Below are 11,626 nucleotides of genomic sequence, written 5' to 3' on the forward strand. Positions count from 1 at the left end.
TGGGTGCGCTGCTGGCCGAGGTGGGCACCATGCTGCATCCCGCGGACCTGATGCCGTTCTGACGACGGCCGACGACGACAACTACCCGCACTGGCCAGGAGACCCATGACTGCGACGATGCGCGACGAGAGCGTGACATATACGCCCCGATCAGGTGAGTCTTGGCGGGATCCTTGGCCGATGTATGCCGCGTTGCGCGAGCGCGACCCAGTTCACCATGTCGTCCCTGCGCACGCGCCGGAGAAGGACTACTGGGTGTTGTCTCGGTACGCCGATGTTTGCGCTGCGGTGCGTGACTACGAAACGTTTTCGTCTGCCGAAGGCTTGACCGTCGAATACGGCGAAATGGAGATGATCGGGCTTGCCGACAATGCTCCGCTGGTGATGCTCGACCCCCCGAAGCACACCGAATTCCGTCGCTTGGTGCACAAGGGGTTCACCCCGAGGCAGATGATCTCGATCGAACCGGTGGTGCGCCAATTCGTGGTGGAGCGCGTTGAGCGGCTGCGCGCCGAAGGCAGCGGCGATATCGTCACCGAACTGCTCAAACCGTTGGCCAGCCTGGTAGTGGCCCACTACCTGGGGGTGCCGGACGAGGACCGAAACCTCTTCGGCGCCTGGACCAGCGCCATCGAGGAGGGTGACGCGGCCAGAGCCGTCGACGCCACGGCCGAGCTGTTCGGCTACTTCACCGAGCTGATCGAACGCCGGCAGAAAGATCCTGGCGAGGACACGGTGTCGCACCTTGTCGCCGCGGGCCTCGGGGGCGACGGCGCCGGCATCCAGCGGATCCTGGGCTTCGCCTTCACGATGGTTGTCGGCGGCAACGGCACGATCATCGGGATGCTCGGCGGCAGCGCCACGCTGCTCACCCAACACCTCGACCAACGGGCGAAGTTGATCGAGAGCCCGGGCCTGATCGGCGACGCGGTAGAGGAGTTGTTGCGCCTGACGACGCCGTCACAGGGGATGGCCCGCACGGCGACCCGTGACGTGGAGATCGAGGGCGCGACCATCCCGGCACGGCGCAAGGTGCTGTTGCTGTACGCCTCGGCCAATCGGGATTGGCGCCAGTACGGACCGGATGCCGAGGAGCTGAACGTGCTGCGCCAGCCGCAAGGAATCCTGACGTTCAGCCAGGGTATGCACCACTGCATCGGCAACGCCGCCGCGCGGATGCAGTCACGCGTGGTCTTGGAGGAAATGCTCGCCCGCTGCCCGAACTTCGCCGTCGACTGCGATGCCGTCGAGTACGCCGAGGGCAATTATGTACGGCGGCCGATCACCGTTCCGTTCATCGCCGATGCCTGAGACCGCGAAGGAGTCGTTGTGCATGTCATTGCCCACCACGATCGGTGCGTTGGAACCGGAATCTGCGAGTCGATCCTGTCCGCCGTCTTCGAGGTAGGCGACGAGGGCGTCGTCATCGTTCACGACGAGAATGTCGGCGAAGGCGACGAGGGCGCACTACGGGAGGCTGTCAGCCGTTGTCCGACTCAGACATTGGAACTTCCGCCCGGTCAATGAGCCTTGCGACGTTCTGCCCGGGGTGCGGGCAGATCCGGCGACCGCCGTCGCGGGCCGAGTCGGACACGCCGCACCCCGCGTCGACTCGCCCGCCGCACCTCGTCGGCGCGGCCGTCGTCGTACTCTGGTGGGCGTGCAGCGACAGGTGGTGGACTACGCGCTTCGGCGCCGGGCGCTGCTGGCCGAGGTCTACTCGGGGCGGACCGGCGTGTCCGACGTCTGCGACGCCAACCCGTACCTGCTGCGCGCCGCCAAGTTTCACGGCAAACGCAGCCTGGTGACCTGCCCGATCTGCCGCAAGGAGCAGCTCACGCTGGTGTCGTGGGTGTTCGGTGACCACCTGGGCGCGGTGTCGGGTTCGGCGCGCACCGCCGACGAGCTGGTGCTGCTGGCGTCCCGGCACCAGGAGTTCTCCGTCCACGTGGTGGAGGTATGCCGGACCTGCAGTTGGAACCACCTGGTCAAGTCGTATGTGCTCGGCGCCGCCCGCCCGCCCGGGGGCTCGCCCGGGAAGCGGACTGCGCGCAACGGCGCCCGCACCGCCAGTGAATAACGACGGGCGCCACGACCGGTCGACCACCCGCGCTCCCGGCGGGTCAGAGGTAGACGGCGCCGCGAACCCGCCGGGCGGGGACGCTTCGCGGCGCAGTCTCGGCGGACCGCGGCGCCGGTCGGTGCCGCCCGACGACCGGCTGACGGCCATCATCCCGCCGGTCGCCGACGTGCACGATCCGGTGGAGGCTGTCAGGGCAGCGCTGGACGGCACCGCGCCGCCGGCCGGCCCGGGGTCCCGCGAGCAGATCGATGAGGCCACAGCGGCGCTGGAGAGCAAAGTGCAGCCGCCGGTTCCGCTCACGCCGGTGCAGCCGGCCGGGAATCGGACCGGGCCGCGGCGCCGTGTCAACAGGAGGTGGTTGCGGCGGGGGCTCTACACGACGGCGGCGGTCGTGCTGCTGCTGCCGTTCGTCACGTTCGCGATGGCCTACCTCATCGTCGACGTCCCCGGGCCGGGTGACATCCGTACCAACCAGGTGTCGACGATCCTGGCCAGCGACGGCTCTGAAATCGCCAAAATTGTTCCGCCGGAGGGTAATCGGGTCGACGTCAACATCAGCCAGGTGCCGGTGCAGGTGCGGGAGGCGGTGATCGCCGCCGAAGACCGCAACTTCTACTCCAACCCGGGGTTCTCCTTCTCGGGCTTCGCACGGGCGGTGAAGAACAACATCTTCGGCGGAGACACCCAGGGCGGCTCGACGATCACCCAGCAGTACGTCAAGAACGCGTTGGTGGGCTCGAAGCGCGCCGGCCTGGGCGGGCTGATCCGCAAGGCCAAAGAGCTCGTCATCGCGACCAAGATGTCGGGCGAGTGGTCCAAGGACGATGTGCTGCAGGCCTACCTGAACATCATCTACTTCGGTCGCGGCGCCTACGGCATCTCCGCGGCCGCCAAGGCCTACTTCGACAAGCCCGTCGAACAGCTCGACGTCGCCGAGGGTGCGCTGCTGGCCGCCCTCATCCAGCGGCCGTCGACGCTGGATCCCGCCGTCGATCCCGACGGCGCCCGGACACGCTGGAACTGGGTGCTCGACGGCATGGTCGACATCGGCGCCCTGTCGCCGAAAGACCGCTCCGCTCAGGTGTTTCCGCCGACGGTACCACCGGATGAGGCCCGGGCGGCGAACCAGACCAGCGGACCCGACGGGCTGATCGAACGCCAGGTCACCCGGGAGCTGCTGGAGCTGTTCAACATCGACGAGCAGACCCTGAACACCCAGGGCCTGCAGATCACCACCACCATCGACCCGCAGGCCCAGAAGGCCGCCGAGAACGCGGTGTCGAAGTACCTCGACGGGCAGGATCCCGCGATGCGGGCCGCCGTCGCGTCCATCGACCCGCGCGACGGCGCGGTGCGGGCCTACTACGGCGGCCCGGACGCCAACGGCTTCGACTTCGCGCAGGCCGGCTTGCAGACCGGGTCGTCGTTCAAGGTCTTCGCACTGGTGGCGGCGCTGGAGCAGGGCATCGGCCTGGGCTACCAGGTGGACAGCTCCCCGCTGAGGGTCGACGGTATCAAGATCACCAACGTCGAGGGCGAGGCCTGCGGAACCTGCAACATCGCCGAAGCGCTCAAACGGTCACTGAACACGTCCTACTACCGGCTGATGCTCAAGCTGCGCAACGGTCCGCAGGACGTCGCCGACGCCGCACACCAGGCGGGCATCGCCACCAGCTTCCCCGGCGTGGCGCACACCCTGTCCGAAGACGGCGAAGGCGGTTCGCCCAACAACGGAATCGTGTTGGGCCAGTACCAGACTCGGGTGATCGACATGGCGTCGGCCTACGCCACGCTGGCCGACTCCGGCGTCTATCACGCGCCGCACTTCGTGGAGAAGGTGGTCAACTCCGACGGCCGGGTGCTCTTCGACGCGGCCACCCGGGACAACGCCGGCGAACAGCGCATACCCGCGGCCGTCGCCGACAACGTGACCGCGGCCCTGGAGCCGATCGCGGGGTATTCCCGCGGCCACAACCTTGCCGGGGGCCGGCCGTCGGCGGCCAAGACCGGCACCACCCAACTGGGTGACACCGACGCCGACAAGGACGCCTGGATGGTTGGCTACACGCCGTCGTTGTCGACCGCGGTCTGGGTGGGCACCGTCAAGGGCGACCAGCCGCTGGTGAACAAATGGGGTGGTCCGGTGTACGGCTCGGGCCTGCCGTCGGACATCTGGAAAGCGACCATGGACGGCGCGCTGAAAGGCACCCCCGTCGAGTCGTTCCGCACGCCGACCGAAATCGGCGGCTACGCCGGCGTCCCGGCGGCCCCGCCGCCCCCGCCGCCGGCGGAGGGCCCGCCACCGTCGGAGATCGTCATTCAGCCCACCATCGAACTGGCGCCGGGCATCACCATTCCGGTGGGTCCGCCGACCACCATTCCCGCCGGGCCGCCGCCGCCCGCGCCCGCGGCCCCGGCTCCGCCCGCACCCGCCGCGCCGCCGCCCGAGGCTCCCGCACCGCTACCGTGACCCACTCGGACACCCACCGGCGCCTCGTCTCGCCCCGGCCGCCGACCACCGACCTGCGCAGCGCCGACGACCGCGATTGCCCCAGCCGCACCGATTCACTGGGTGCGGCGTTGTCGACCGTCGTCGGGGGTCCGGTCGGGCGGCACGCCATGATCGGCCGCACGCGCTTCTGGACACCGCTGCGGGTGATGCTGGTGATCGGGCTGGTGTTCTTGGCGCTGGGATGGTCGACGAAGGCGCCGTGTCTGCAGACCACCGGCACCGGCCCCGCCGACCACCGGGTGGCCAACTGGGACAACCAGCGCGCTTACTACCAGCTGTGCTACTCCGACACGGTGCCGCTCTACGGTGCAGAGTTGTTGAGCCAGGGCAAGTTTCCCTACAAGTCCAGTTGGGTCGAGACGGATTCGACCGGGAGCGCCCAGGTCCGCTACGACGGCCGGCCGGCAGTGCGCTACATGGAGTATCCGGTGCTGACGGGCGTCTATCAGTACGTGGCGATGGCGCTGGCCAAGACCTACACGGCGCTGGGCAAGCTGGTCACACTGCCGGTGATCGCCGAGGTGGTGGTGTTTTTCGACGTCGCGGCGCTGGGACTGGCGCTGGCATGGCTGACGACGATCTGGGCCACCGCGGGCCTGGCGGGTCGGCGGGTGTGGGACGCGGCGCTGGTGGCTGCGTGCCCGTTGGTGATCTTTGCGGCGTTCACCAATTTCGACGCGCTGGCAACCGCTTTCGCGACCGCCGGGCTGCTGGCCTGGGCGCGGCGGCGGTTGGTGCCGGCCGGTGTGCTGATCGGACTGGGTGTCGCCGCGAAGTTCTACCCGGTGCTGTTACTGGGGCCGTTGCTGGTGCTGGGCATTCGGACCGGGCGCCTCGGCGCGGTCGCACGCACCGCGGCTGCCGCGGCGGCGACCTGGCTGCTGGTGAATCTGCCGGTGATGTGGCTTTTTCCGCGCGGTTGGTCGGAGTTCTTCCGGCTCAACGCCCGGCGTGGCGACGACCTGGATTCGCTGTACAACGTGGTCAAGTCGTTCACCGGCTGGCGGGGTTTCGATCCCGCTCTGGGTTTGTGGCAGCCGCCGGCGGTGCTGAACATCGTGGTGCTGACGTTGTTTGGATTATGTTGTGCGGCAATTGGTTACATGGCATTTACAGCACCGCGACGGCCGCGGCTGGCGCAGCTGGCGTTTCTGGCGGTGGCGGCGTTCCTGCTGACCGGCAAGGTGTGGAGTCCGCAGTTCTCGCTGTGGCTTGTCCCGCTGGCCGTGCTGGCGTTGCCGCACCGTCGAATCCTGCTGGCGTGGATGACGATTGACGCGCTGGTGTGGGTGCCGCGGATGTACTACCTCTACAGCGTGCCCAACCGGGGGCTGCCCGAGCAGTGGTTCACCGCGACGGTGCTGGTGCGCGACGTCGCGGTGCTGGTGTTGTGTGCGCTGGTGGTCCGCCAGATCTATCGGCCCGGCGAAGATCTGGTGCGCGGCTGCGGACGGGCGGACGACCCTGCGGGCGGCGTGTTCGACGGCGCGGGCGATGCGCCGCCGGCCTGGCTGCCGCGCCGGCTGCGTCCGCGACCGCCCCGGGTGCGACCGACCGGACCCGATTTCGCGACTGCGGCCGCGGTCCGGTAGCCTAGGCCGGTTGCCGACGCAGGTGACCCTCCTGCCACGGAGCACACCGTGGCCGCAGACGACCATAGGAGGTGATGAGGTACACATGCGTCCCTACGAAGTCATGGTCATCCTCGACCCCACCCTCGACGAGCGCACCGTCTCCCCGTCGTTGGAGACTTTTCTCAACGTCGTCCGCAAGGACGGCGGGACGGTGGAGAAGGTCGACATCTGGGGTCGGCGCCGCTTGGCGTACGAGATCGCCAAGCACACCGAGGGCATCTACGCCGTCATCGACGTCAAGGCCAACCCGGCGACGGTGTCCGAACTCGACCGCCAGCTCAGCCTGAACGAGTCGGTGCTGCGCACCAAGGTGATGCGCACTGACAAGCACTAGCCTCGCGACGATGCGGGTCCCGCAGCGCTCGACATCGAACCGGGCGGTCAGGCCGGGCCCAGTCGCAATCGGGCCCAGTCGCAATCGGGCCCCGTCGCAATCGGGCCCCGTCGCAACCGGCCTGTGAGCAACCGGCCGCGTGCGTCGGACCCGGTGCGTAGGCTCAACCCAATGACGAACCCATCGACGATCCACCCGCCAGGGCCAGCGGACCCAGGAGGAACCAGGAGGAAATTGTGGCTGGTGACACCATCATCACCGTTGTCGGAAACCTGACCGCCGACCCGGAGCTGCGGTTCACCCCGTCCGGTGCTGCCGTGTCGAACTTCACCGTGGCCTCGACACCACGCATGTACGACCGCCAGAGCGGGGAGTGGAAGGACGGCGAGGCGCTGTTTCTGCGGTGCAACATCTGGCGCGAGTCCGCCGAGAATGTGGCCGAAAGCCTCACCCGCGGCGCGCGGGTGATTGTCACGGGGCGGCTCAAGCAGCGGTCCTTCGAGACTCGCGAGGGCGAGAAGCGCACCGTTGTCGAGGTGGAGGTCGACGAGATCGGTCCGTCCCTGCGGTATGCCACCGCCAAGGTCAACAAGGCCAGCCGGGGCGGCGGGGGCGGCGGGCCGCGCCCGGCGCCGGCTCAGCCCAGCGGCGGATCGGGCGAGGATCCATGGGGCAGCGCCCCGGCTTCCGGCTCGTTCGCCGGCGGCGACGACGAACCACCCTTCTGACGTCGGTAACGAGAGAGCGAAAGAGACAGATAGAGACAGATATGGCCAAGTCCACCAAGCGGCGCCCGGCTCCGGAAAAGCCGGTCAAGACCCGTAAATGCGTGTTCTGCGCGAAGAAAGACCAGGTGATCGACTACAAGGACACCGCGCTGCTGCGCACCTACATCAGTGAGCGGGGCAAGATTCGCGCCCGGCGCGTCACCGGCAACTGCGTGCAGCACCAACGCGACGTCGCGGTGGCGGTCAAGAACGCCCGCGAGGTGGCGCTGCTGCCCTTCACCTCCTCGGCGCGCTAGCCGCAAGCGAACGGACACCACCAGAAGATGAAGCTGATTTTGACTTCCGACGTCGACCACCTCGGCTCCGTCGGCGACACCGTCGAGGTCAAGGACGGGTACGGCCGCAACTTCCTGCTCCCGCAGGGTCTGGCTGTCGTCGCCTCCCGCGGGGCGCAGCGCCAGGCCGACGACATCCGCCGCGCCCGCGACTCCAAGCGGGTGCACGACCTCGAGCACGCCACAGAGATCAAGGCCGCGATCGAGGCGCTGGGCGCGGTCCCGCTACCGGTGAAGGCGGCCGCCGATTCAGGCAAGCTGTTCGGCTCGGTGACCGCCGGCGACGTCGTCGCGGCCATCAAGAAGGCCGGCGGGCCCAACCTGGACAAGCGGAGCATCCGGTTGCCCAAGGCGCACATCAAGGCCGTCGGCGCCCACCCGGTCAGCGTGCATCTGCACGCCGATGTCGATGTCGAGGTTCCGTTGGACATCTTCGCGGAGGGTGCCGCGGAGGGTGCCGCCCAGGGCTGAGCCCCGGCCGCGGCTCGGCGGGCCGGCCGCCGACCCGGCACGGCGCCCTGGCGAATTCCCCCGTGCGCCGGGTCGTTAGCGAACGTAACCGCGTGTTCACACGGCGCATAACTCGCCGAAACGCAACACGCCCGAAGCGGCAACCTGGCGCGACACGCCGAGGAGATCCCCATCCACAGTGCGCGGCGCGTCGTGTGGTCCGCTTATCAGCGGCGATGCCGATGCTGCCGAGATTGCTCCACAGGTTGTCCACACCACCTCAACACAGCTGCGGGTAGCTATGCACAGGAGATGCACAATTTCACCAACAGCAGCCCTTGGAGTCTGTGCCAGCAACCTCTAGCGTCGAGCCGGCGCGAGGTGATGTCGGAGCAGTGATCTACCGTTCCAGACGGCGGTATCGAATGAACGTTCGAGTAGTGGTCGGGAGGGGGTGAGGGACTGTGGCGGTGGTCGACGACCTCGGACATCCCGGCATGGATGCCCCCAGCGAGGACTTCGGGCGGCAGCCGCCGCAGGATCCCGCCGCCGAGCAGTCGGTGCTGGGCGGCATGCTGCTGAGCAAGGACGCCATCGCCGACGTGTTGGAGCGGCTGCGGCCCGGCGACTTCTACCGCCCGGCGCACCAGAACGTCTACGACGCCATCCTCGACCTGTACGGGCGCGGGGAGCCGGCCGACGCGGTGACGGTGGCCGCCGAACTGGACCGCCGCGGTCTGCTGCGCCGCATCGGCGGCGCCCCGTATCTGCACACCCTGATCTCGACGGTGCCCACGGCCGCCAATGCCGGCTATTACGCCGGGATCGTCGCCGAGAAGGCGCTGCTGCGGCGGCTGGTGGAGGCCGGCACCCGGGTGGTGCAGTACGGCTACGCCGGCGCGGAGGGGGCCGACGTCGCCGCGGTGGTGGACCGCGCGCAGGCCGAGATCTACGACGTCACCGACCGGCGACTCTCCGAGGACTTCGTCCCGCTGGAGGACCTGCTGCAGCCGACGATGGACGAGATCGACGCCATCGCGTCCAACGGCGGCCTGGCCCGCGGTGTGCCGACGGGGTTCGCCGAACTCGACGACGTGACCAACGGCCTGCATCCCGGGCAGATGATCATCGTCGCCGCCCGGCCCGGCGTGGGGAAGGCCCTGGCGCTCGACACCCCGCTGCCGACTCCAACGGGCTGGACGACGATGGGGGACGTCGCCGTGGGTGACGCGTTGCTCGGCGCCGACGGGTGCCCGACGCGAGTGGTGGCCGCCACCGAGGTGATGCTGGGCCGACCCTGTTATGAGGTCGAATTCTCCGACGGCACCGTCATTGTCGCCGACGCAGCGCATCAGTGGTTGACGGCTGACGGCATCCGCATGACAGCCGAATTGCGTTGCGGCCGCGACACTATCGCCGCTGCCGGTGGTCGGAACCCCGACGGCGACATCATGCTGATGGCGCCGGCATTGCGCTTGGACGCGATGCGACGGGTTGCCAGTGTTCCGGTCCGCTGCGTGCAGGTGGACAACCCCGCGCGACTGTATCTGGCCGGTCGCGGCATGGTGCCGACGCATAACTCCACCCTCGGCTTGGACTTCCTGCGGTCGTGCTCGATCCGGCACCGGATGGCCAGCGTCATCTTCTCGCTGGAGATGAGCAAGTCCGAGATCGTGATGCGGCTGCTGAGCGCCGAGGCGAAAATCAAGCTCGCCGATATGCGGTCGGGCCGGATGAGCGACGACGACTGGACTCGGCTGGCGAGGCGGATGAGCGAGATCAGCGAGGCGCCGCTGTACATCGACGACTCGCCGAACCTGACCATGATGGAGATCCGCGCCAAGGCGCGCCGACTGCGGCAGAAGGCGGATCTGCGGCTGGTCGTGGTGGACTACCTGCAGCTGATGACGTCGGGCAAGAAGTTCGAATCCAGGCAGGTCGAGGTGTCCGAATTCTCGCGCAACCTCAAGCTTTTAGCAAAGGAGCTCGACGTCCCGGTGATCGCGATCAGCCAGCTCAATCGCGGTCCGGAGCAGCGTACCGACAAGAAGCCGATGCTGGCGGACCTGCGCGAGTCGGGTTGCCTGACCGCTTCGACGCGGATCCTGCGGGCCGACACCGGCGCCGAAGTGACGTTCGGCGAGATGCTGCGCACGGGTGAGCGGCCGCTCGTGTGGTCGCTGGACGAGCAGCTGCGCATGGTGGCCCGGCCGATGACCAACGTGTTCCCAAGTGGCCGCAAGGAGGTGTTCCGATTGCGGCTGGCCTCGGGGCGCGAAGTCGAGGCCACAGCCAACCACCCGTTCTTGACGATCGACGGCTGGACACCTCTGGGAGGGCTTAAGATCGGCGATCGCCTGGCCGTGCCGCGGAGTGTTCCCGAACCGGTTGACATCCAGCGGATGGACGAGGCGGAAGTTGTTCTGCTGGCGCACATGATCGGTGACGGATCATGCATGACGAACCAGCCGGTTCGTCATGCGTCTGTCGACGAGGCGAATCTGGCGGCGGTGACGATTGCCGCGGCGCACTTCGGGGTGACCGCGATTCGCGAGGAATACCCTGCAGCACGGGTGACGACGTTGCGGCTGCCCGCGCCACACCACTTGACGCACCGTCGGCGTAACCCCATCGCGGAGTGGCTGGACGCGCTGGGACTGTTCGGGCTGCGGAGCTATGAGAAATTTGTGCCGGAGCCGATTTTCCAGCTGCCGAACGAGCAGGTGGCGTTGTTCCTGCGTCATCTTTGGGCCACCGACGGATCGGTTCGCTGGGAACACGTAGCTGACCAGGCGAAAATCTACTACGCGTCCACCAGTCGCCGGTTGGTAGACGACGTCGCCCAACTACTACTTCGCCTGGGCGTAATCGCCAGGATCACTCGCGTGACCAAGTCCGGATATCGCGATTGTTGGCACTTGTGCATCGACAGGGCAGAGAACCAGGCAAGGTTCCTCCGCCTAATAGGAGTGCATGGTGCACGCGCTGAATCCGTCATGGGCGTTCTCGCCCAACTTGATGCGCGGATCGGCCGCCCAGGCGCGAACACCATCCCCAAAGAAATTTGGAGCAAGATCGAAAAAGCCCTGCAAGCCAAGAAGCTCACGCATCATCAACTCTCGCTGGCCATGAACTCGAAATTTGCTGTAGCGACGTGGGGGTTCGCGCCAGGCCGCTCACGGTTGCATCGCGTCGCCGCCATGCGAGACGATGGGGAGCTTCACTCACTGGCAACCAGCGACGTATTTTGGGATCGGATCGTGGAGATCGCGAGCATCGGTGATCAGGACGTCTACGATGGAACTGTGCCTGGCACAAATAACTTTGTGGCACAAGGTATCTCAGTTCATAATTCTCTGGAACAAGATAGTGATATGGTCATCCTGCTGCACCGGCCCGACGCCTTCGAACGCGACGACCCACGCGGCGGCGAGGCCGATCTGATTATCGCCAAGCACCGCAACGGCCCCACCAAGACGGTGACCGTCGCGCACCAGCTGCACCTGTCGCGGTTCGCCAACATGGCGCGGTAGGCAGCCAGCTTTGTAGG

At 67.6% G+C, this 11,626-nt stretch carries 10 protein-coding genes; all 10 read left to right on the forward strand.

Features of this window, described 5'->3' with window-relative positions; all coding sequences use genetic code 11:
• The first annotated feature begins 105 nt into the window (after nucleotides 1-105).
• Nucleotides 106-1,311 (forward strand): cytochrome P450, encoded by a 1,206-nt coding sequence (locus ABDW21_RS14200; protein ID WP_343601133.1) that lies wholly within the window; start codon nucleotides 106-108, stop codon nucleotides 1,309-1,311.
• An 18-nt stretch (nucleotides 1,312-1,329) separates the two neighbouring features.
• Entirely contained in the window at nucleotides 1,330-1,527 is a 198-nt protein-coding gene (locus tag ABDW21_RS14205; protein WP_343601134.1) for a ferredoxin, read from the forward strand.
• 127 nt (nucleotides 1,528-1,654) lie between these two features.
• On the forward strand, nucleotides 1,655-2,080 hold the full coding sequence (locus ABDW21_RS14210; RefSeq protein ID WP_343601135.1) for a DUF5318 family protein: 426 nt from the start codon (nucleotides 1,655-1,657) through the stop codon (nucleotides 2,078-2,080).
• On the forward strand, nucleotides 2,073-4,553 hold the full coding sequence (locus tag ABDW21_RS14215) for a transglycosylase domain-containing protein (protein ID WP_343710596.1): 2,481 nt from the start codon (nucleotides 2,073-2,075) through the stop codon (nucleotides 4,551-4,553). Before ABDW21_RS14210 ends, ABDW21_RS14215 begins: the two co-directional genes overlap by 8 nt.
• Nucleotides 4,550-6,187 (forward strand): glycosyltransferase family 87 protein, encoded by a 1,638-nt coding sequence (locus ABDW21_RS14220; RefSeq protein ID WP_343601137.1) that lies wholly within the window; start codon nucleotides 4,550-4,552, stop codon nucleotides 6,185-6,187. Before ABDW21_RS14215 ends, ABDW21_RS14220 begins: the two co-directional genes overlap by 4 nt.
• A gap of 85 nt (nucleotides 6,188-6,272) precedes the next feature.
• Nucleotides 6,273-6,563, forward strand: coding sequence for a 30S ribosomal protein S6 (gene rpsF / locus ABDW21_RS14225; protein ID WP_343601138.1), 291 nt, complete (start codon nucleotides 6,273-6,275; stop codon nucleotides 6,561-6,563).
• Nucleotides 6,564-6,799: 236 nt separating this feature from the next.
• Nucleotides 6,800-7,291 carry a single-stranded DNA-binding protein gene (locus ABDW21_RS14230; RefSeq protein ID WP_343601139.1) on the forward strand — a complete coding sequence of 164 codons (492 nt, stop codon included), beginning with the start codon at nucleotides 6,800-6,802 and terminating at the stop codon, nucleotides 7,289-7,291.
• Between the two features lie 41 nt (nucleotides 7,292-7,332).
• Nucleotides 7,333-7,587, forward strand: a complete 255-nt coding sequence (gene rpsR / locus ABDW21_RS14235) for a 30S ribosomal protein S18 (RefSeq protein WP_343601140.1) — start codon at nucleotides 7,333-7,335, stop codon at nucleotides 7,585-7,587.
• Between the two features lie 27 nt (nucleotides 7,588-7,614).
• The gene (gene rplI / locus ABDW21_RS14240) at nucleotides 7,615-8,097 is read left to right on the forward strand and encodes a 50S ribosomal protein L9 (RefSeq protein ID WP_343601141.1); all 483 of its coding nucleotides are present in this window, start codon (nucleotides 7,615-7,617) and stop codon (nucleotides 8,095-8,097) included.
• A 443-nt stretch (nucleotides 8,098-8,540) separates the two neighbouring features.
• Nucleotides 8,541-11,609 (forward strand): replicative DNA helicase, encoded by a 3,069-nt coding sequence (locus tag ABDW21_RS14245; RefSeq protein ID WP_343710597.1) that lies wholly within the window; start codon nucleotides 8,541-8,543, stop codon nucleotides 11,607-11,609.
• Nucleotides 11,610-11,626 lie beyond the last annotated feature (17 nt).

The organism is Mycobacterium sp. (assembly GCF_039583805.1).
Lineage (GTDB): Bacteria > Actinomycetota > Actinomycetes > Mycobacteriales > Mycobacteriaceae > Mycobacterium.